Below are 21,363 nucleotides of genomic sequence, written 5' to 3'. Positions count from 1 at the left end.
AGGCTTGCCGCCTGACGCCCCGCCACCGTCAGGAACATGCTGCCAGGCCATTTCGAACAGGAGCTGCCCATGCCCATTCACAAACTCGTGGCCAATCAGCCGCACGACCTGACCACCCCGATCATAGGCCAAGTGATTCCCGCACCTGAGCCCGACCCGCCACCGTCAGAGCCGAACCTTTCGGAAAAAAACCAGGCAGCCGGGGAACTCAGCGACGCCTTGCGCCTCAAGCACATCACCGAGGAAGATCGCCTGGCGCTGCGTGACCAGCATGGCCGCTGGCTCTGCGTGCACCGCCGGGGCTATGGCGACTGGGGCTGGGCCTACCTGGGCGACCCGGACACCTACAGCGCTGATATCGTACCGCTGCGCGTGCGAGTGGACAGCGCCCGCAACGAAATGTTCTTGTGCGCCGAGCTCGATGTCCAGGACTGGTCACTGTTCGCCAATGGCGACTCCAGCAAGGGCGAGTATGTGTTCGCGGGCTGGAAAGCTTGGGAAAACTACCCACACCTGACGTTCAAGGTGGCCATCAGCGGCAATACGGTCGTGAACGAGCAGGAAGTCCCGGCTTTCACCTTGGGCGTGAAGCTTGGCACCTCACGCATGGTCCTGAATGCCCCAGGCGGTTCGTGGGGCTGGCTGAAACTGAGCCCGGTGGCGGGGCTGCCCACTGCGCAGGTCAGCCGCTTCTCGCTGCACAAACTGCTCGTGCCGGTCAGCAAAGTGGCGGCGTTGATCAAGGAAACCTGGCCCGCTATCGACCTGGGCTACCGCCAGTTCGCGGTCGACAGGTACTACGAGGCGATTTCCGACCAGCATGCACGGGCGATTTGGTACAACTCCGGGTTGGCCAGTTACCGCTTCACCCCGGAAGTGTTCGACTGCGATGATTTTTCCCTGGCCTACAAGAGCCAGGCCAGCAAGGATGCCTATGAGCGCAGCGCGCTCTACCCCTACGCCGTAGGCATCGTTTTCGGCAGCAATGACAGGGGCGCCCATTCTGCCAACCTGTTCATCGACCAGCAGGGCCGGTTACGCCTGATCGAGCCGCAAAACCGCAACATTCACCGTGCTTCGGAGTGGAACTACCAACCGTTCTTTGTCATGTTGTAACGGCAGCGGGGGGCTGCTACAGGTTTTGTAATAGTTTTCTGTTATCAAATAAATCGCTTGTCCTTGTAGGATTTTATTCCCTAATTTCATTCAAGGTCACCATGAGCACCTTCGCGGAGCCCCCCAGTCCCCGGCCGTTTCGGCCACTTCCCCTGCGTCTGCGTGACGCGTCCCACATGAGTACCTGCTAATGGAATGGCTAGCCGATCCCACGGCCTGGCTAGGCCTGTTGACGCTTATCGTCCTTGAGCTGGTGCTGGGTATCGACAACCTGGTGTTCATCGCCATCCTCGCCGACAAGCTGCCGCCCCATCAGCGTGATCGCGCTCGGGTGATCGGCCTGAGCCTGGCGCTGGTCATGCGCCTTGGCCTGCTGGCCAGCATCTCGTGGATGGTCACCCTGACCGCGCCGCTGTTCGAGGTGTTCGGCAAAAGCTTCTCCGGCCGCGACCTGATCATGCTGTTTGGTGGCGTGTTCCTGCTGTTCAAGGCCACGATGGAGCTGCATGAACGCCTGGAAGGGCATGTGGCCCAGGCCTCCGGCACGGTGCGCCATGCCGCCTTCTGGCCCATCGTCGGGCAGATCGTGGTGCTGGACGCGGTGTTCTCGCTGGACGCGGTGATTACCGCGGTGGGCATGGTCGAGCAATTGTCGGTGATGATGATCGCGGTGATCTTCTCCATCGGCATCATGATCGTGGCCAGCAAGCCGCTGACGCGCTTCGTCAACGCCCACCCAACCGTGATCATGCTGTGCCTGGGCTTCCTGATGATGATCGGCTTCAACCTGACCGCCGAAGGCCTGGGCATGCACATCCCCAAAGGCTACCTGTACGCGGCCATCGGTTTCTCGATCATCGTCGAACTGCTCAACCAGCTGGCCCGTGCCCGCCGCAAGCGCAGCCTGCAGCAGCACAAGCCACTGCGTGAGCGCACCGCCCATGCCGTACTGCGCCTGCTGGGCGGGCGCCGGGTCGAGGCCGACGAGGTGGGCGAAGAAATCGCAGACCTGGTCGAGGGGAGCGAGGAGCAGGTGCTGTTCGACCGCCGCGAGCGGGTCATGATCAGCGGCGTGCTGAATTTGGCCGAGCGGCCGATCCGCACGGTGATGACTGCCCGCGCCGAAGTCGACGTGATCGACCTGGCGCAACCGGCCCAGGCCATCACCGACGCTTTGGCCAACTCCGCCTACTCGCGCCTGCCGCTGATCCGCGATGGGCGCATCGACGAACCCTTGGGCTTCGTGCACAAGAAGGCGCTGCTCAAGGAGATTCTGTCAGGTGCCCAGCCGGACCTGGAGCGGATGGTCCAGGCACCGTTGAACCTGCTGGAGAGCTTCAGCATTCTCAACGCCCTGGAACAAATGCGCGGCCAATCGACCCACATCGCTTTCGTGGTCAACGAATTCGGTGACTTCACCGGCCTGCTGACCATGACCGACATCCTTGAGTCGATCGCCGGCGAGTTGCCAGATGCCAGCGAAGTGGAAGGCCCGGCGGTGGTCGAGGAGGGCGGCAGCTTCGTGGTCAGTGGCGCCCTGAACCTTGGCCAGGTGCAGGCGCGAACCGGCTTCAGCGCCCGCCCCACCGAGGATTACCAGACCCTCGCGGGCCTGGTGATGAGCTTGCTGGACCGCTTGCCAGTGGTGGGTGACCGCCTGGCCTGGAACGGCTGGAACATGACCGTGGTGGCGGTGGAGGAGCGCCGTGTCAGGCAGGTACGCCTTACACCGAGCGGCGAAGCTGACGCAGCAGGTGCTTGAAGCCTTCGAGCACCAGCACCAGCACGGCGGCCCAGATCGGCAGGTAGGTCAGCCACTGGTCCGGGCCGATGGTTTCGCCCAGCAGCAGGGCCACGCCCACCAGCAGCACCGGCTCCACGTAGCTGAGCAGGCCGAACAGGCTGAACGGCAACAGGCGGCTGGCCAGCACGTAGGCGATCAGCGCCGAAGCACTGATCGCCCCCAGCACCGGGATCAGGCCGTACAGCCCCGGGTGCGCCTGCAGGTCGGCGGCTGACAGCGGCCCGGTGGTCACGAAGTACAGCGCCCAGGGCAGCAACAGGCACATGTCGCACCACAGGCCACCCAGGTGGTCGGTGCGGCAGCGCCGGCGCAGCACGAAGTAGATCGGGTAGCCGGTCATCACCAGCAGGGTTTCCCAAGCAAAACTGCCATGCTGGTAGAGTTCGTGCCCCACGCCCAGCGCGGCGCAGCTTACCGCCACCTTCTGCAGGCGCGACAGGCGCTCGCCGTACACCAGCCGGCCAGTCAGCACCATTGCCAGTGGCAGCAGGAAATACCCCATCGACACTTCCAGGCTGCGCCCGTGCAGCGGCGCCCAGAGGAACAGCCACAGCTGCACGCCCATCAACCAGGAGGTGCCGACCATGCCCAACAACAGCACAGGCGTCTGGCGCACCCGCGCCAGCAGCTCGCCAACGCGCTTGAAATCCTTGCTCACCAGCATGAACAGGGTCAGGCAGGGCAGGGTCAGCAGCGTGCGCCAGCCAAAGATCTCTTCGCCGTCCAGCGGCGCGAGCAGAGAGGTATAGAAGTACATCACAGCGAACAAGCAGGACGCCATGACCGACGAAATAATGCCTTTTGACACGAATGCCTCGGATAACGGGGGAGTGAGCGGATAAATCAGCCGCGCATGATCTCAGGGGGCGCGCCTTGCGGCAACCGCGCAGCACCCGGCTGGGCGGCCAGGGCCTGCAGAAAGGCATCTGCCGGCATTGGCCGGCCGAACAGGTAGCCTTGCTGGAAGTCCACCCCGTGCTGGGCCAGGTAGTCGCGCTGCACCTCGGTTTCCACACCCTCGGCGACGATACCCAGGCCCAGCTTGGCAGACAGCTCGATGATGCTGTCGAGAATATGCTGTGACAGGGCATCGCCGCCGATCATGGCGACGAAGCTTTGGTCGATCTTCAGGTAGTCGACCTTGAACTGGCGCAGGTAGTTGAGGCTCGACTGGCCGGTGCCGAAGTCGTCCAGGGCGATCATCACGCCCATGGCATGGAGCTTTTCGAACAACTCCAGGGCAATGGGCGTGGGTTCGATCAGCTTGCGTTCGGTCAGCTCCAGGGTCAGCCGCACGCGGCCGGGCGGGAAGTGCTGGAGGAAGGTCTGGCAGTCGTCGAGCAGGGTCAGGTCGCGGCAATGGTCGGCGGTGATGTTGACGCCGATGTGGAAGCCGTCCTCCAGCAGCGCCGTGTACGGCGCCAGGCTCTGCGCGGTATGCAGCATCAATGCCCGGGTCATGGCGACGATCTGCCCGCTGTGCTCGGCGTAGGGGATGAACAGGTCGGGGCGCACCAGGCCCTCGCGCGGGTGGTTCCAGCGCATCAGCACTTCGGCACCGGCCCAGCGATAATCGCCCTTGCGCACCACCGGCTGGAAGTAGGGCAGGAACTCATCGGCCTCCAGCGCCCGCTGCAGCTCGGCGCTGGGCGAGCTGGCGCGGCGGATCTGCCAGCGGCATACGCCCGCGGCGACAACGCCCAGCACCAGCAACAGGCTGAGCAGCGCCGGGTACTGGCTGCGCAGCAGCTGTGCCGGTTTGTCGGCGGCGTAGCCACCGTGCACGCTGAACGGGTAACGGGTCGAGCCCAGGGTCACGTCGGCCGTGGCCGCCGGGGCTGGGGCCCCGGCATGTACCTTGCCATCCTGGCCCAGCCAGGCATTGCCCACCCGCAGTTGCAGCTGCTCGTTGGGGCCGATCAGGCGCAGGGCAGTCACCAGGTGGTCGCCATCGACGGTGCTGATGGCGCCACGGGCACCGTCGCTGAGGCGATAAACCAGCAAGGGGTGGCCAGGGGTTACCGAGTTGCCGTCCATCAACCACAGGTGGCCGTCGGTGTAGTCGTTGACGTCGACCGGCTCGTCGAAATCGCCGAACAGCGACGAGCAATACAGGGTGTTGTCGCGGAACAGGTTGGTCGAACGCACGAAGGCGTTGCGCGTCACCTGGCTGCGCAGGGTCAGTTGGACGGGCTCGCAAGGGCTGCCGGCCAGTGGCAATAGCACCTGGGCGGCGTTGGCGAGGTTGTCGAGAATATGTTCCACATGTTCCACCACCTGCCGCGTGGTGGCCTGGCTGCTGGCGCGCAGCTCGCGCTCGATCTGCCAGTGCATCACCGTGAGGCCACAGGCCACCGGCAGGATGCCAACGACCCAGGGCAATAGGCTGCGCCAGCTCAATCGGGCTGGGCGTTTTACCGTAAGGGGCATGCTGGCCTAGTCTTGATGAGGGTTACTGTGCAGAGGATAGCCGTTTGCCAGCCCTGGCAACCAACAAAAACGCGACAAAGTAATTTACGCAATGTAGAATCGATTTACGAATACAACAATAAGCCCCTTCCCACGCGAAGGGACAACCCCACCGAGAATGGGTCCATATGACATACCATGGGTTCAAGCTGATCATTGGTGACTTCCTCGCCCGCAGCGTGCGCGGTATCCCGTGCTCACCGCCATCGTCCTTCCACATCCCGCGTATTCACTAATATTTCGCTGCAGATGAGGACACGAACATGGCTGATATCTTCGACAATCCAATGGGCCTGATGGGCTTCGAATTCATTGAACTGGCTTCTCCCACCCCAGGTGTGCTTGAGCCGGTGTTCCAGATACTTGGCTTCACCAAGGTGGCCACCCACCGTTCCAAGGATGTGCACCTGTATCGCCAGGGCGGCATCAACCTGATCCTCAACAACGAACCCAAAAGCATCGCCTCGTATTTCGCCGCTGAGCATGGGCCATCGGTGTGTGGCATGGCCTTCCGTGTGCGCAACGCCCATGAAGCCTACGCCCGCGCCCTGGAACTGGGCGCCCAGCCGGTGGACATCGAAACCGGCCCGATGGAACTGCGCCTGCCGGCCATCAAGGGCATTGGCGGTGCGCCGCTGTACTTGATCGACCGTTACGAAGAAGGCAGCTCGATCTACGACATCGACTTCAATTTCATTGAAGGCGTTGACCGCAACCCGGTTGGGGCGGGCCTGAAAATCATCGACCACCTGACCCACAACGTGTATCGCGGGCGCATGGCCTACTGGGCCGGGTTCTACGAGAAACTGTTCAACTTCCGCGAAATCCGCTACTTCGACATCAAGGGTGAGTACACCGGCCTTACCTCCAAGGCCATGACCGCACCGGATGGCATGATTCGCATCCCGCTCAACGAAGAGTCGTCCAAGGGCGCTGGCCAGATCGAAGAGTTCCTGATGCAATTCAACGGTGAGGGCATTCAGCACGTCGCCTTCCTGACCGATGACTTGCTCAAGACGTGGGACGCGCTCAAGGGCTTGGGCATGCGCTTCATGACCGCACCGCCGCAAACCTACTATGAAATGCTCGAAGAGCGCTTGCCGGGCCACGGTGAGCCGGTCGACCAACTGCAGGCCCGCGGCATTCTGCTCGACGGCGCCTCGGAACCGGGCGACCAGCGCCTGCTGTTGCAGATTTTCTCGGAAACCCTACTTGGGCCGGTGTTCTTCGAGTTCATCCAGCGCAAGGGCGATGACGGCTTTGGCGAGGGCAACTTCAAGGCGCTGTTCGAGTCGATTGAGCGCGATCAGGTTCGCCGTGGCGTGCTGAACGCCGACTAAGCGTTACGTGCCGCCGTCAGTGGGCGGCGGTACATACCGCGGTTGCCGCGCAGTTTGAACAGCCCCCAGTAGGCGATGGCGCCGGTCGTGACTCCGATCAGTGAAAGGGCGGGCAGCAGTTGCCTCATGGTCTGGCGCGCTTCACGCGCGGCATAACCTTCTGCATAACCTGCCTTGACCACATAGCCATACTTCGCCGAAACCCCCTTTTTGAAATACTCCACCTGTGATGGACGTTCGGCATCGCGGCTGTCGCCGTCGGACCAGATGTACTGGTCGCCGAACTCCAGCACGATCGTCAGGCCTGTGCGAAACGCCCGCAGCTCATTGCGCAGGATCAGGTCGTAGGTCGTTGCAATGACGCCCTGGCTGTTTTCGCGCAGTTGGTAGGCGAGCAACACCGATTCGGGCATTGAAGGTGGGTTTAGTAACAGGCCGAAGGCTTGGTTCGCGTCTTCAAGTTTGCTATGGATCATATGACGGGTTTGTTTGGAGCTGCAGTACACCTGGCTGCCTTCGGTCAATGCCAGTGACCGAAGGTGCGGGGCTTTTACCACCTGATCGACCAGGCGGCCCCGCACGCCCTCGCATGCCCTACCGGCCAACGGCAGCGCCGTGAGCGCCGAGGCGTGAATGCGGTCGAGTGCCAAGTCCACGGAATGAATGGCTTCTTGCACCGAATCCTGGGCAATGCCCTCAAGCTTTTTGGCTTGCTGGTACTCCATGACCAGGAGCCCTGCCCCCACGGGCAGCGAACTGATCGCCAGTATCAACACCAGCTTCATTGCGCCGTAGCCTGTATTTCTCATTCTGGACATGAGCAACGCTCCATTGGACCGATTTGCCCGTGGTGGGCAGTCGAATGGAGAGCCTACGGATCAAGCTTCACGGCTACTGTCATCCTAGGCCGTGAAGGGCGTGGGATTAGCAATACCCGCTCGTAGGAGCCGTTACTTTTGCAGCGCCTGGAGCACCCGTTCGGCCAGCACACCGGTCGAGGCGGGATTCTGGCCCGTGAACAGCCGGCCATCGCCGACCACGAAAGGTTTCCACGGATCATCGTCCTTGCTGTAGTGCCCGCCGCGGGCCACCAGTTCGTTTTCGGTCAGAAAGGGCACTACTTTGTCCAGCTCGATCAGCTTCTCCTCGGTGTTGGAGAAACCGGTCACCTGGCGGTCCTTGAGCAGCAGGCTGTTGTCGCTGAGCTTGATGTTCAGCAGGCCGGCCACACCGTGGCACACGGCAGCGACGATGCCGTTGCGTTCGAAGATTTTGCGCGCCAGTTCCTGCAGGGGGGCGTTGTCGGGGAAGTCGAACATCACGCCATGGCCGCCGGTGTAGTAGATGGCGTCGTAGTCTTCGGCCTTGACCCGGCCGGGGCTCAAAGTAGCGCCCAGGCGGCTCATGAAGGCCTGGTCGTCATACCATTGCCAGTCCAGGTCAGGCGCCATCTGCAGGCTGTGCGGGTCGATCGGCACGTAGCCGCCGTTGGGGCTGACGAAATCCACGGCGTACCCGGCTTTTTGCACCGGCTCGACAAAATGCACCGCTTCCCCCAGCCACAGGCCCGTTGCCCGCTTCAGGGAGGGATACTTGGCCGTGTTGGTGACCACTACCAGAATTTTCTTGCTCATCACCACGCTCCCATCAGCAGTTAAGGGGACAGTCGTTCCATGGCGCGGGAAAAACCTCATCAGCATAGCTGCCGATAGCGCGCGCGCCATGCGGCGGCGGGCGCTGTGCTAGTGTTGCTCGAAGCAGCTTCGCGATCCGGGGTTCGTGCCCCAGGGTGGGGGAGGCCCCACGCCGTGCAGCCGAAGATGCGCGAAACGGATTTTCCCCTGGGCAACGCTGGAGTCACGAGATTGGTCGCCAGGCACACTCCACACGTGCGCTCGCCCTCGGGCGGGCGCCACGACAGCTCCCGCACCACGAGGGGCGGCATGGGCGAGCTCATTGCCCAGCATGACTGGAGCACGACCAGCCTTGGGCCGTTGCCGCAATGGCGTGCTTCACTGCGCATCGCGGTCGACATGATGCTGATGTCGCCGTTTCCCAGCGCTGTGGTGTGGGGCCCCGACATGACGGTTATCCATAATGCCGGTTACCTGGCGCTGCTCGACAGCCCCGGCACGGTGCTGGGCCAGCACTTCGATACGCTGTGGCAGCAGCATTGGCAGAGCATCGGGCCGTGGGTGTACAAAGCCTTGGCCGGCAGCGCCAATTTTGTCGAGGCGCAACCCGTGCTGATTGCATCGCCGAACGCCGTTGGGCCTGCCTGGTATGCCTTCAGTTATACGCCCATTCGTGACGAAATGAATGAAGTCGCAGGGTTTCTGCACACGGTGATCGACACCACCGACAGCGTCGATGCGCACGCCCGCTGGCGCGACCAGGCGCTGGCCTTCGAGGGGCAGATCCACCGCTACATGGCCGACCGCGAGCAGATGTGGAAGTTGTCGCGCGACGCCATGCTGGTGGTCACCACCGACCTTAAGATCCAGGCCGCAAACCCCGCCTGGCAGCGGATTCTTGGTTGGCAGGAGGACCAGGTGCGGGACACCTCGATCCTGGCGCTGGTGCACCCGGCGGACCGGGCCGAAGTGGAAGTGGCGGCGCTCGAATTCACCCGTGGCGAGGGCGCCGGCCAGCTGGAAACCCGCCTGCGCCATGCGGACGGCCACTACCGTTGGTTCAACTGGACGGCCAACTTCGATGGTTTGCTGCTGACCGCCGTTGGCCGGGATATCAGTGCCGAGCGCGAAGAGGCCCAGCGCCATTCCCAGGAATGGCTGCGTGACGCGCAGCGCCTGGAATCGGTCGGCCAGCTGGCAGGGGGCATGGCCCATGAAATGAACAACCTGCTGTCGGGCATCGCCGGAAGCCTTGAAATGCTGCAGCGGCGCATCGCCCAGGGGCGCACGGAGCGCATCGAGCACTATGTGGAGCTGGCCAGTGATTCGGTGCAGCGTGCCATGAACCTCACCCATCGGCTGCTGACCTTCTCCCGCTACCAGCCGCTGGCGCCCAAGGTACTTGAACTGAACCGGCAACTGACCGATATGGGTTCGTTGCTGCAGCAGGCCCTAGGGGCCGAAATGCGCCTGATCTGGGAGCTGGACGTACAGCCCTGGGCGGTTTTCCTGGACGCCAGCCAGCTGGAGAATGCCCTGGTCAACCTGTGCGCCAATGCCCGTGAGGCGTGCCTGGGCTGTGGCGAGCTGACGATCCGCACCATCAACCGGCGCCTGGCCACCCCGTTTCCAGATGGCAACGGCTTGCCGCCGGGTGACTACGTGGCCCTGGAAGTGCTGGACACTGGCCATGGCATGCCGGCCCAGGACATCGCCAAGGCCTTCGAGCCGTTTTTCACCACCAAGCCCATGGGGCGTGGCTTGGGCTTGGGGTTGTCGATGGTTTATGGGTTTGTCGGGCAGTCCGGTGGCCATGTCTGGATCGAGTCGACACCTGGGCAGGGGACAGTGGTCAGCCTGTTGTTTCCGCGCAGCTTCGAAGAGGTCGTGCAGGCGCCTGCCGTGCAAGCCCCGGCGATCTCATTGGCCAGTGGCCAACGCCTGTTGTTGGTGGACGATGAGTTCAACCTGCGCACCCTGATGCGCGAATACCTGCGTGAGCGCGGCTTCGAAGTGTTTGACGTGGCCGACGCCAACACTGCCATGCAGCGTTTCCAGCACGCAGGGCCCTTCGACCTGGTCATCACCGACATTGGCTTGCCTGGCGGGTTCAGCGGCCGCCAGTTGGCCAGGACGATGCGCATGCTCGAACCCTCGCAGAAAATCCTGTTCATCACCGGCTACACCGAGCAACCCTTGGAAGCGCAATTGCTGGAAAGCCCGGGTACGGCGCTGATGCTCAAGCCGTTTCAGCTGCAAAGCCTGGCCAACCAGGCACTGCTGATGGTGAAGGGCTGAGGGGCCTCAGGCCTTGCCCAGTATCTGCGCCACCTGGGCCTGCAATTGCGCAAGTTCGAAGGGCTTGCAGATCAGTTGCATGCCAGGGTCGAGGAAACCTTCGCGGGCCATGGCGGTTTCCGAATAGCCGGTAATGAACAGCACGGGCAGTTGCGGGCGCAGGGTGCGGGCGATTTCCGCCAGTTGCCGCCCATTCATGCCAGGCAGGCCAACATCGCTCAGCAGCAGGTCGACCGGCTGGGCCGAGCGCAGCCACTGCAGGGCCTCATCGGCGTTGGCAGTACTGCGGCAGGACAAGCCGTCTTCTTCCAGGGCCTGGCACAGCAACTGGCGCACATGCGGGTCATCCTCGACCACCAGCACGTTGTGCCCGTTGCCGCTGGGCCGCGGGCTTGGCGTAGGCAAAGGCGCTCGTGGCGCATCCAGGTGCCGCGGCAGGTACAGGTCCACCCGGGTGCCCTGGCCAATCTGGCTGTTCAGTACCACATGGCCATGGGACTGTTTGCTGAAGCCGTACACCATCGACAAGCCCAGGCCGATGCCCTGGCCGACTGGCTTGGTGCTGAAGAAGGGCTCGAAAGCATGTTCCAAGGTGCTTTGCGACATGCCCTGGCCTTCGTCGATGACGCTCAGGCATGCGTAGTCCCCACCGGCCAGGGTAGCGCCGCTGAACTGCTGGTCACTGACCTGCCGGTTGTTGCCCTCGACGCGCACCAGGCCGCCGTTGGGCATGGCTTCGCAGGCGTTGAGCAGCAGGTTGTCCAGCGCTTCCTGCAGTTGGCTGTCGTCGGCCTGCACTGGCCAGAGGTCTTCGGCCAACGATACGTTCAGTACCACCTGGTGGAGCATCTGGCCTTGCAGGCGTGGCGCCTGCAGCAGTGCGTGCAGGTCGATGCGCTGGCTGTGCAGTGACTGCCGGGAGGAAAACGCCAACAACCGGTGGGTCAGCCGTGCTGCGCGGGCTACCGCTTCCTGGCCGCGCTTGAGGATGCCGTCCAGGCCGTCGCTGCGCCCCTGTTTCAGGCGCCGGTCGATCAATTCGAAGCTGCCGCCGATGCTGGTCAGCAGGTTGTTGAAGTCGTGGGCCACACCACCGGCCAACTGGCCGATGGCTTCCATCTTGCGGGTTTGGTATAGCGCAAGCTCCGTGGCGTGGTCCGCCTGGCTGCGGGCATCCAGGCGCTGTTGCAGGTTGAATAACTGGGCGCGGGCCAGGTACTGCCGGCGCCGGTGGCGCAGCGCCAGGTGAATCAACGGCAACAGGTCCTCGGTATGGAAAGGCATGCACAGCAAGGTCAGGTTGCCCAGCGCATGGTCGGTGGGCGAGACGACGGCTGCCTGGGTTTGGGTCAGCAGCACGATGGGCAGGTCCGACCAGCTGGGTTGGCTGGCGATGAAGCCTTGCAGGTGCTCGGCCGCGCCGTTTTCCAGGGCCTGTTCGGCGATGATGGCCAGGCCCGCGCCCTCGCTCAGGCATGCCTGCAGGTTAGTGATATCACTGGCGCACAGGCAGTCGATACCTGCATCGCTCAGCATCTGCGAAGTGGTGATGGCGAGCGGGGCAGGTGCCAGAATCAGCGCACGTTCGTCCAGCGACAACGAGCTGGCCAAGGGGGATCTCCTGTAGCGCGCATGGCCGAAAGGGGGCCATGCCTTCAGTGGTCCGTTATCCACTGGACCACAGGCGCTGGCTCAGGGTTCAACGCAAATCACAGGCCTTGCTGCAGGTAGGGGTCGTCCGGGTTCTGGCGCTCAAGCTCGGCCAGCAGAACCTGGACATTCTGCAGCTGGCCGCTGTCCTTCCAATACTGGATCAGCAGCACCCGTGCACGGCGGTTGGCCGGCTGCCGGCTGAGCAAGGTTTCCAGCTGCTTCTGCGCAGCCTCGGCCTGGTCCAGCGCGTGCAGGGTTTGCGCCAGGGTGTAACGGTAGTCGGCGTTGTCCGGCTCCAGCTCCACCGCGCGGGACAAGGCCAGCAGGGCGTATTCGCGCTGTTCATGGCGGTTGAGCCAGCGCCCCAGTTCGTATTGCAGGAACGCAGAATCCGGGCGCAGGGCCAGTGCCTTGGCCAGCACCTCGCGGGACTGCTCATGGTGACCTTGGCGCTCCAGCAGGTGCACCTGGGTGGCCAGTGCCTCAAGGTTGTCGGGCGCCACGCTGAGGCTGCGCTGCACGGCCTTGGTGGCCTGCGCGTAATCGTTCTCGTGCAGGTACAGGCGCGCCAGGTGGACCTGGGCCTGGGCGTCGTCCGGCTGCTGTTCGAGGGCCTGCTGGTATTGCTCAAGCACGGTCTGCAAGGGCCCGAAATACAGGCCGATGGCATCCGGGTCGAGGCCGAGCAGGGCGTCCACGGCGGCAAAACGCACGCTTTGCTCATCGTCATCGAGCAACGGCCCCAGCACCAGGCTGCGCTGCGCTGGCGGCAGCAAGCGCTGAATGCTGGCGATGGCGGCGCGGCGCACCAGCGGGTCGTCGTTTTCCAGGTCCAGGCGGGCCAGTTTCAGTGCCTGGGGCGACGGGTAGTTGGGCAACTCGGCATACAGCGCGGCGCGGCGTATGGGCGTCAGGTCATCGCGTTGCAACTGCTGGTACAGCACCCGCGCAGCGCCTGGCTGGCCGTCATGGGCCTGGCGCAGGGCCTTGGCGTAGCTTTGTGGTGGCAAGGAGGGCGGTGCGGGCCGGTCTTCGCGGCGCAACAGGGCGATACCGACCGACACCAGGATCAGCAGCAATACAGCGATCAGGTAGCGGTGGCGTCTTTGCATCGTCTGGCGCGGTCCATGGCGGTGGGAAGGCAGAGCTTGGGGCACAACGTTCGAAGCTGCAAGCTTCATGGGCCTCTATCGCGGGATTTTACGCCGACTTGGTAGGAGCGAGCGCAGCTCGCGATGCGATCCCACAGGCGGGCTCATCATGAGGGATGTGGTGCCCGTCAGATCGCATCGCGAGCTGCGCTCGCTCCTACCAAGGCGGCGTAAAATCCCGCACCCGAAAAAAAGCCCCGCAAGCCAAGGCCAGCGGGGCAAACGGTTGGGGGAGGAGCCAACCAAAGGAGTCGTTTGAACGGGTAAGGGTCAGCGCAGGCTGGCGACGTTCTCTGGCTGCCAACCGCCGCCAAGGGCCTTGTAGATCGAGACGATACCGCGGTACAGGTCGACTTCACCCTGCGCCTGGGCGTCTTCGGCGCTCAGGCGTTCACGTTCGGCATCCAGCAGTACCAGGTAGTCCACCGTGCCTTCGCGGTAGCGCACCGAGGCGAGTTCTGCGGCCTTGCGGCTGGCATCGCTCTGGCGCATCAGCGACAACAACCGTTGCTGGGTCTTGTCGTAGTCGCTGAAGGCATTGGCCGACTCTTCAAGCGCCAGCAACACATGCTGCTCGTAGTTGGCCAGGGCGCCTTCGGCATCGGCCTTGGCGCCGCGCAAGCGGGCGCGCACGCTGCCCAGGTCGAACGCCGCCCAGGTGATGCTCGGGCCCAGCGACCAGGCATTGGCCGCCGCCGAACCGATCTGCGAACCGCGCGCGGCGGTGAAACCCAGGAAACCGCTGAGGCTGACCCGCGGGAACAAGTCGGCCGTGGCCACGCCGACATTGGCGGTGGCGGCGGCCAGCTGGCGCTCGGCACTGCGGATGTCCGGGCGGCGACGCAGCAGCTCACCCGGGTCGCCTACCGGCAAGGCCTTGGCGATGGCGGGCAGGGCCTTGGGCGAGAGGTCCACGCTCAGGGCGTCCGGGCGCTGGCCGAGCAGGGTGGCGATGCGGTGACGGGCGCGGGCCTGTTCGGCCTGCAGTTGCGGCACGGTGGCCTCGACCCCCGCCAGGCGGGCATCGGCGCGCACCACGTCAAGCTCGTTGCCAACCCCGGCGTCGCGCAGGGTCACGGTGATGCTGCGTGACTCTTGCTGGGTCTTGAGGTTGGCCAGGGCGATCTTCTCGCGCAGTTGCGCACCGCGCAGTTGGCCATAGGCGTCGACCAGCTCGGCGATCAGGCTCACCTGCAACTGCTGCAGGTCGGCCTGGGCCGCCGCTTCCTGGGCTTCGCTGGCTTCGATCTGGCGCTGGATGCGGCCGAACAGGTCGAGCTCCCAGGCCATGTCCAGGCCCAGGTCATAGCGCTCCTGGTTCACCCGTTGCTCGGTCTGGCCGGGCACCTGGCCCTTGCCGACCTGGCTGCTGGCGCGGCTGGTCACCACCGGGAACTGGTCGTTGGCGGCGTCGTCGCGGATCGCCCGGGCCGATTTCAGCCGGGCGAACGCCACCTGCAGGTCACGGTTGCCCTCCAGCGACGCCTGCACCAGCTGGTTCAGCACCGGGTCGTCGAATTGCTTCCACCACAGGCTTTCGAAGCGGTTGCGGTCGAACGCCTTGGCCTGTGCCTCGGTGCTGTTCAGCTGCGCAGGCGCGGTGTTGGGTGCCTTGTAGTCCGGGCCTACCGCGCAGGCCGCCAGGGCCAGCGCCAGCAGGCTTGGGGTCAGGGGTTTGAGCAGGTTCATGCATGGTTCTCCAGCACAGGCGCGTGTTGGGCCTTGCGGGCCTGGCGACGCTCGACGAAACGGCGGATCAGGAAGAAGAACACCGGGGTCAGGAACAGGCCGAACACGGTCACGCCAATCATCCCCGAGAACACCGCCACACCCATGGCATGGCGCATTTCCGAACCTGCACCGGAGCTGAACACCAGTGGCACCACGCCCATGATGAAGGCGATGGAGGTCATCAGGATCGGCCGCAGGCGCAGGCGGCAGGCTTCCAGCACTGCAGCCAGTGGGTCGAGGCCCTTGGCCTGTTCATCCTTGGCGAACTCAACGATCAGGATCGCGTTCTTGCACGCCAGGCCCACCAGTACGATCAAGCCGATCTGGGTGAAGATGTTGTTGTCGCCACCGGAAACGATCACCCCGGTAATGGCCGACAGCAGGGTCATCGGCACGATCAGGATTACCGCCAGTGGCAGGCTCCAGCTTTCGTATTGGGCGGCCAGCACCAGGAAGGCCAGCAGTACGCACAGCGGGAACACCAGCAACGCCGTGTTACCCGACAGAATCTGCTGGTAGGTGAGGTCGGTCCACTCGAAGGTCATGCCGTTGGGCAACTCTTGCTTGAGCAGTTTCTCGATCGCCGCCTCGGCCTGGCCGGAGCTGTAGCCGGGGGCGGCAGCACCGTTGATTTCGGCAGTGATGAAGCCGTTGTAGTGCATCACCCGGTCAGGCCCGGAGGTGTCGCTGACCTTGAGGAAGGTCGCCAGCGGGATCATCTCGCCCAGGTTGTTGCGCACCTTCAACTGGCCGATCTGCTCGGCATCGAGGCGGAACTGCTGCTCGGCCTGGACGTTGACCTGGTAGGTGCGGCCAAAGCGGTTGAAGTCGTTGGTGTACAGCGAGCCCAGGTAAACCTGCAAGGTGTCGAAGATGTCGGTGATCGCAACGCCATGGGTCTTGGCCTTTTCCCGGTCGATGGCAGCATCCACCTGGGGCACGTTGACCTGGTAGCTGGTGAACAGGCCCGCCAGTTCCGGCACGTCATGGCTCTTGGCGATGATGTTCTGGGTTTCCTTGTACAGCGCTTCGTAGCCCAGGTTGCCGCGGTCTTCGATTTGCAGGCGGAAGCCGCCAATGGTGCCCAGCCCTTGCACCGGTGGTGGTGGGAAGATCGCGATGTAGGCGTCCTGGATATCGGCGAACTTGGCGTTCAGCGCGGCAGCGATGGCGGCCGCCGACTGGCTTGGGTCCTTGCGCTCATCGAATGGCTTGAGCGGGGTGAACACGATGCCGCTGTTCGGGCTGTTGGTGAAGCCGTTGATCGACAGGCCGGGGAAGGCCACCGAGTCGGCAACGCCCGGCTGCTCCAGGGCGATTTCGCTCATGCGCTTGATGACCGCCTCGGTGCGGTCGAGGCTGGCGGCGTCCGGCAGTTGGGCGAAGGCCACCAGGTACTGCTTGTCCTGGGCCGGCACGAAACCGGTCGGGGTGGACGAGAAGCCCAGGTAGGTCAGGCCCATCAGGCCGGCGTACACGAACAGGGCGATGCCGCTGCCGCGGATCACACGGCGTACGCCGCCGACATAACCATGGCTGGCGCGGTCGAAAAAGCGGTTGAACGGTGCGAACAGCCAGCCACCGAGCAGCTTTTCCAGCAAGCGCGAGAAGCGGTCCTTCGGTGCGTGGTGGTCTTTGAGCAGTACCGCGGCCAAGGCCGGCGACAGGGTCAGCGAGTTGAACGCCGAAATCACGGTGGAAATGGCGATGGTCAGGGCGAACTGCTTGTAGAACTGCCCGGTAAGGCCAGAGATGAACGCCGCTGGCACGAACACCGCGCACAGCACCAGCGCCGTGGCGATGATCGGCCCGGTCACTTCGCTCATGGCTTTCTGCGTGGCTTCGAGCGGCTTGAGGCCCAACCCGATGTTGCGCTCGACGTTCTCCACCACGACGATGGCGTCGTCCACCACGATACCGATGGCCAGCACCAGGCCGAACAGGGAAAGGGCGTTGAGCGAGAAGCCGAACAGGTGCATCACCGCGAAGGTGCCGATCAGCGAAACCGGTACGGCCATCAGCGGGATGATCGAGGCGCGCCAGGTCTGCAGGAACAGGATCACCACCAACACGACCAGGATCAGGGCTTCGAACAGGGTATGCACCACCGCTTCGATCGAGCCACGGACGAACACGGTCGGGTCATAGACGATGCTGTAGTCCATGCCTTCGGGGAAGTCCTTCTTCAGCTCGGCCATCTTCGCCCGCACTTCGTCGGAGATTTCGATGGCATTGGAGCCCGGGCGCTGGAAGATCGGAATGGCCACGGCCGGCTGGTTGTTCAGCAGCGAGCGCAGGGCGTATTGGCTGGAGCCGAGCTCGACCCGGGCGATGTCCTTCAGGCGGGTGATTTCGCCATCGGCGCCGGCGCGGATGATGATGTTCTCGAACTCTTCCTCGTTGACCAGGCGGCCCTGGGTGTTGATCGACAGCTGGAAGCTGGTGGAGCCGGGGGCGGGCGGGGCGCCCAGCTGGCCGGCGGCCACCTGGCGGTTCTGCTCGCGAATGGCCGCGACCACGTCGCTGGCGGTGAGGTTGCGCGAAGCGGTCTTGTTCGGGTCGAGCCACACGCGCAGCGAGTAGTCGCCCATGCCGAACAGCTGCACGTCGCCCACGCCGCCCAGGCGGGCCAGTTCATCCTTGATGTTGAGGATGGCGTAGTTGGACAGGTAGAGCATGTCGTAGCGGTTGTCCGGCGAGGTCAGGTGCACGACCATGGTCAGGTCGGGCGAGGCCTTGTCGACGGTGATGCCGATACGGGTCACTTCTTCCGGCAGCTTGGGCTGGGTACGGGTGACGCGGTTCTGCACCTGCACCTGGGCGTTGTCCAGGTCGGTGCCCAGGGCGAAGGTGATGGTCAGGGTCAGCTTGCCGTCGGCGGTGGACTGCGAGGACATGTACAGCATGTTCTCGACACCGGTGATGGCCTGCTCCAGCGGCGCGGCGACGGTTTCGCCGATCACCTTGGGGTTGGCGCCAGGGAAGTTGGCGCGCACCACCACGGTGGGCGGTACCACTTCGGGGTATTCGCTGATCGGCAGCTTGAACAGCGAGATGGAACCCGCGATCAGCAGCACCAGCGACAGCACCGCGGCGAAGATCGGCCGGGTAATGAAGAATTTGGAAAAGTTCATCGGTGTGGTCCCTTAACCGCGTGGCGCCTGGGCGCTGGCGACTTTTTCATTGGTGCCGGCCACCTTCGGCGCCGGGTTGCTGGCCTCCAGGGCCTGGCGCTGCTGGGCGAGGGCGGCGAGGGTCTGTTCGCTGGCCATTGGCGTTTCTTCCGGGGTGACTGGCGAACCTGGGCGCACGCGCTGCAGGCCCTTGACCACGATGCGGTCGTCCTTGGCCAGGCCGCTGCGCACGATGCGCAGGCCTTCGAGCTTGGGCCCGAGCTCCACGGCGCGGTAGGCGGCCTTGTTGTCTTTGTCCATGACCAGCACGAACTTCTTGCCAAGGTCGGTGCCGACCGCTTCGTCGTTGATCAGTACGGCGTCGTACTGGGCGCTGCCCACCAGTTTCAGGCGTGCGTAAAGGCCGGGGGTGAACTGCCCGTCGCGGTTGTCGAACACGGCGCGGCCACGGATGGTACCGGTGCGCGGGTTGACCTGGTTGTCGACGAAGTTCATCTGGCCCAGGTGCGGGTTGCCGGTTTCGTTGGTCAGGCCCAGGTATACCGGGGTGCTCTGGCCGCGCTGGCCTTCACGCGCCAGCTGGGTGTACTTGAGGTACACGCGCTCGTCGGCGTCGAAATAGGCGTACACCTTGTCGGTGGAGACGACGCTGGTGAGCGGGGTGACATCGGCGGTGACGATGTTGCCGGCGGTGAACTCGGCGCGGCTGACGCGGCCGCTGATGGGCGCGGTAACGCGGGTGAAGCTGAGGTTCAGGCGGGCCAGGTCGAGCTGGGCCTGAATGGCATCGACCCCGGCACGGGCTTCGGCGGCGGCGCTGCTGCGCGATTCGGCAAGCTCTGCGGAGATGGCGTTGCTGTCGCGCAGGCGCTCGCCACGGCGGGCTTCGTTGGCGCTGCGAATGGCGGTGGCCTTGGCCTGTTGCAGTTGCGCTTCGAGGCGGCGCACTTCAGCCTGGAAGGGGCGCGGGTCGATCTGGAACAGCAGGTCGCCTTTTTTCACCTGGGCGCCTTCGGTGAAGGCAACCTGGTCGATCTGGCCAGACACCCGTGGGCGCACTTCGACGGTTTCCGGGGCTTCCAGGCGGCCGGTGAATTCGTCCCATTCGTTGATCGGCTGTTCGATGACCTTGGCGACGCTGACTTTCGGCGCGGCGGGAGCCTGCACGGCGTCAGGGGTGCGCCCACAAGCGCTGAGCACCACCACTGCCAGGGCAGCGAGGGGAAAGCGCAAGGGTTTGAGTGAGTGATCCATGGAGAACTCCGCCAATGTATTAGTAGTGGGCGGAGTGTGAGTGTCTTGCGCGTGACGCACGAATCGAACGCAGCGAAAGCTATTATCACGCACAATGATATGTCTGCATCGATCATCGATGGCGGGCATGTGACGGGGCTTGGGCTTGAGCGCTCTAACAGCAGTGCCGGCCCCATCGCGAGCTACGCTCGCTCCTACAGGCGATGCGTTCCCCCTGTAGGAGCGAGCGTAGCTCGCGATAGGGCCCGCACAGCCACCAACGCACAGCGACTGAAATAGGCCCCACCTTGCACACCTACCACCGCCTGCCCGGCCCCCTTGGCATCGTCCTTCTCGGCGTGCTGCAAATCCTGGTCTGGGGCGGCTCGTTCTTCCTCATGGCCGTGATGGCCGACCCAATCAGCCGCGACACCGGCTGGCCCAGCCAGTGGGTGTATGGTGCGTTGTCCCTGAGCCTGATGGTGTCGGCGCTGTTCGCACCGTTGTCCAGTCGCCTGGTTGCCCGCTACGGCGGCCGCCCGCAAATGGCCGCGAGCGGTGCGGTGGTGGCGGTGGGGTTGTTGATCATGGCCGCCAGCGATGGCCTGGCGTTGTTCCTGCTGGCCTGGGCGGTGATCGGCATCGGCATGGCCATGGGGCTGTACGAAGCGCTGTTCGCCACCCTGGGTGGGTTGTACGGGGAGGGCGCGGGCAAGGCCATCACGGGCATCACGCTGATCGCCGGCTTCGCCTCGACGCTGTCCTGGCCCACGGTGGCCCTGGCCATCGAACACTTCGGCTGGCGGGCGACCTGCGCCTGTTATGCGCTGGTGCTGATCGTTGTGGTCGCGCCGTTGTACTGGCGGGTGTTGCCTGCAGGTGGGCGCGTGGAAGTGCCGGCCAAGGCCCAGGCGAAAGGCGAGGCGGTTGGCGTGGATCGCGGGCTCTACTGGTTGTTGACGAGCATGTTCGCCATTGGCGCCATCATCATGACCGCCATCGCCGTGCAACTGGTGGCGGTGCTGCAGGGGTTGGGGCATTCGCTACCGGCGGCCATTGGCCTGGCGGCGATGCTCGGCCCGAGCCAGGTGGCGTCGCGGGTGTTGCAGATCCTGGCCGGCAAGCGTCACCCGATCTGGACTGCGCTGGCTTGGGTCAGCCTGGTGCTGGTGGGTTTGTTGCTGGTGACCTTGGTGCCGGCCGCCACGGCGGTGGGTTTGTTGGTGTTCGGCTGTGGCAATGGCCTGCGGGCGATTGTGCGGGGTTTGTTGCCGCTGGCGATGATGCCGCCGGCGCAGTACGTGCTGCTGATGGGGCGCATGTCGCGGCCTTCGTTGATCGGGCAGGCGCTGACGCCGGTGGTGGGCGGGTATTTGTTTGAGCACTTTGGCTCGATGGGGGTGTTGGTGACCCTTTGCCTGTTGGCGTTGACCAATGTGGTGTTGGTGGGCCTGGTGATGCGGCTACGGGCATGTTCGCCGGCAGATTTTCAGCGCCTGTGAAACCGAGCGCCGCCCGCGCGGCGCATCGCAGGCAAGTCGGATCGCCGCACCGCTGCTCCTACATCTGTTTCGGGCCAATGTTCATGTGGCCACCGCGCGCGGCCCCTTGGTGCATGGCTCGATATCGAGGTGAACAAACAAGGCGTTCGCGCGCGATGGCATAGACGTAACTGGCCCGAAACAGATGTAGATACTCTGTTGATGGTCAAGCTTTTCTGAGGTGTTCAGAGCTGAAAAGCTTGGCCGTATCAAATGGCTCATCCCCACGCATGCACGCCCAGATGCCTGTCAGATACTT

At 64.1% G+C, this 21,363-nt stretch carries 14 protein-coding genes; 5 read left to right on the top strand and 9 right to left on the bottom strand.

Features of this window, described 5'->3' with window-relative positions; translation table 11 throughout:
* The first annotated feature begins 69 nt into the window (after positions 1 to 69).
* Both F3J45_RS25815 and F3J45_RS25810 read left to right on the top strand, forming a co-directional pair.
* Entirely contained in the window at positions 70 to 1,116 is a 1,047-nt protein-coding gene (locus F3J45_RS25815; RefSeq protein WP_167069810.1) for a lectin MOA-related protein, read from the top strand.
* Positions 1,117 to 1,306: 190 nt separating this feature from the next.
* A complete protein-coding gene (locus F3J45_RS25810) occupies positions 1,307 to 2,878 on the top strand; it encodes a TerC family protein (protein WP_167069808.1) in 1,572 nt (523 codons plus the stop codon).
* Here F3J45_RS25810 and rarD read toward each other — a convergent pair.
* Together rarD and F3J45_RS25800 are read right to left on the bottom strand one after the other, a co-directional pair.
* Positions 2,841 to 3,728 carry an EamA family transporter RarD gene (rarD, locus tag F3J45_RS25805; protein WP_167069806.1) on the bottom strand — a complete coding sequence of 296 codons (888 nt, stop codon included), beginning with the start codon at positions 3,726 to 3,728 and terminating at the stop codon, positions 2,841 to 2,843. The genes F3J45_RS25810 and rarD overlap by 38 nt on opposite strands.
* A 35-nt stretch (positions 3,729 to 3,763) precedes the next feature.
* Positions 3,764 to 5,302 (bottom strand): EAL domain-containing protein, encoded by a 1,539-nt coding sequence (locus F3J45_RS25800; protein WP_205300681.1) that lies wholly within the window; start codon positions 5,300 to 5,302, stop codon positions 3,764 to 3,766.
* 350 nt (positions 5,303 to 5,652) lie between these two features.
* Here F3J45_RS25800 and hppD point away from each other — a divergent pair, with 350 nt between their 5' ends.
* Positions 5,653 to 6,729 (top strand): 4-hydroxyphenylpyruvate dioxygenase, encoded by a 1,077-nt coding sequence (gene hppD, locus F3J45_RS25795; RefSeq protein WP_167069802.1) that lies wholly within the window; start codon positions 5,653 to 5,655, stop codon positions 6,727 to 6,729.
* On the opposite strand, the gene F3J45_RS25790 is transcribed toward hppD, so the two are convergent.
* Entirely contained in the window at positions 6,726 to 7,547 is an 822-nt protein-coding gene (locus tag F3J45_RS25790; protein ID WP_167069800.1) for a CSS-motif domain-containing protein, read from the bottom strand. The two genes, hppD and F3J45_RS25790, sit on opposite strands and share 4 nt — an antisense overlap.
* A gap of 132 nt (positions 7,548 to 7,679) precedes the next feature.
* A complete protein-coding gene (locus F3J45_RS25785; RefSeq protein WP_167069798.1) occupies positions 7,680 to 8,363 on the bottom strand; it encodes a type 1 glutamine amidotransferase domain-containing protein in 684 nt (227 codons plus the stop codon).
* Positions 8,364 to 8,672: 309 nt separating this feature from the next.
* Between F3J45_RS25785 and F3J45_RS25780 the strand changes: the two genes are divergently transcribed.
* Entirely contained in the window at positions 8,673 to 10,661 is a 1,989-nt protein-coding gene (locus F3J45_RS25780) for an ATP-binding protein (protein WP_167069796.1), read from the top strand.
* A 6-nt stretch (positions 10,662 to 10,667) separates the two neighbouring features.
* Here the strand turns inward: F3J45_RS25780 and F3J45_RS25775 are convergent, their stop codons facing one another.
* The 5 genes from F3J45_RS25775 to mexE all read right to left on the bottom strand — a co-directional run bounded on the left by F3J45_RS25775 (position 10,668) and on the right by mexE (position 19,584).
* Positions 10,668 to 12,272: a response regulator gene (locus tag F3J45_RS25775; RefSeq protein WP_167069794.1), complete on the bottom strand. Its 1,605-nt coding sequence runs from the start codon at positions 12,270 to 12,272 to the stop codon at positions 10,668 to 10,670.
* A 98-nt stretch (positions 12,273 to 12,370) separates the two neighbouring features.
* Positions 12,371 to 13,426, bottom strand: a complete 1,056-nt coding sequence (locus F3J45_RS25770; protein WP_167069792.1) for a HEAT repeat domain-containing protein — start codon at positions 13,424 to 13,426, stop codon at positions 12,371 to 12,373.
* 309 nt (positions 13,427 to 13,735) lie between these two features.
* Entirely contained in the window at positions 13,736 to 15,154 is a 1,419-nt protein-coding gene (locus F3J45_RS25765) for an efflux transporter outer membrane subunit (protein ID WP_167069790.1), read from the bottom strand.
* Entirely contained in the window at positions 15,151 to 18,330 is a 3,180-nt protein-coding gene (locus F3J45_RS25760) for an efflux RND transporter permease subunit (protein WP_167069788.1), read from the bottom strand. Before F3J45_RS25760 ends, F3J45_RS25765 begins: the two co-directional genes overlap by 4 nt.
* Before the next feature lie 12 nt (positions 18,331 to 18,342).
* Positions 18,343 to 19,584, bottom strand: coding sequence for a multidrug efflux RND transporter periplasmic adaptor subunit MexE (gene mexE, locus F3J45_RS25755; RefSeq protein ID WP_167069786.1), 1,242 nt, complete (start codon positions 19,582 to 19,584; stop codon positions 18,343 to 18,345).
* 287 nt (positions 19,585 to 19,871) lie between these two features.
* Here mexE and F3J45_RS25750 point away from each other — a divergent pair, with 287 nt between their 5' ends.
* The gene (locus tag F3J45_RS25750; protein WP_240164711.1) at positions 19,872 to 21,065 is read left to right on the top strand and encodes an MFS transporter; all 1,194 of its coding nucleotides are present in this window, start codon (positions 19,872 to 19,874) and stop codon (positions 21,063 to 21,065) included.
* Positions 21,066 to 21,363 lie beyond the last annotated feature (298 nt).

Source organism: Pantoea sp. Ap-967, assembly GCF_011752565.1.
GTDB lineage: Bacteria > Pseudomonadota > Gammaproteobacteria > Pseudomonadales > Pseudomonadaceae > Aquipseudomonas.
Note: the sequence above shows the minus strand (reverse complement) of the source record. Positions and strands in the feature narration are given on the sequence as shown.

Excerpts from the sequence above, each read along its gene's own strand:
- mexE (WP_167069786.1), bottom strand. The coding sequence starts at position 19,584 with ATGGATCACTCACTCAAACCCTTGCGCTTTCCCCTCGCTGCCCTGGCA.
- F3J45_RS25760 (WP_167069788.1), bottom strand. The coding sequence starts at position 18,330 with ATGAACTTTTCCAAATTCTTCATTACCCGGCCGATCTTCGCCGCGGTG.
- F3J45_RS25780 (WP_167069796.1), top strand. The coding sequence starts at position 8,673 with ATGGGCGAGCTCATTGCCCAGCATGACTGGAGCACGACCAGCCTTGGG.
- F3J45_RS25790 (WP_167069800.1), bottom strand. The coding sequence starts at position 7,547 with ATGTCCAGAATGAGAAATACAGGCTACGGCGCAATGAAGCTGGTGTTG.
- F3J45_RS25785 (WP_167069798.1), bottom strand. The coding sequence starts at position 8,363 with ATGAGCAAGAAAATTCTGGTAGTGGTCACCAACACGGCCAAGTATCCC.
- F3J45_RS25810 (WP_167069808.1), top strand. The coding sequence starts at position 1,307 with ATGGAATGGCTAGCCGATCCCACGGCCTGGCTAGGCCTGTTGACGCTT.
- F3J45_RS25815 (WP_167069810.1), top strand. The coding sequence starts at position 70 with ATGCCCATTCACAAACTCGTGGCCAATCAGCCGCACGACCTGACCACC.
- F3J45_RS25765 (WP_167069790.1), bottom strand. The coding sequence starts at position 15,154 with ATGAACCTGCTCAAACCCCTGACCCCAAGCCTGCTGGCGCTGGCCCTG.
- F3J45_RS25770 (WP_167069792.1), bottom strand. The coding sequence starts at position 13,426 with ATGCAAAGACGCCACCGCTACCTGATCGCTGTATTGCTGCTGATCCTG.
- hppD (WP_167069802.1), top strand. The coding sequence starts at position 5,653 with ATGGCTGATATCTTCGACAATCCAATGGGCCTGATGGGCTTCGAATTC.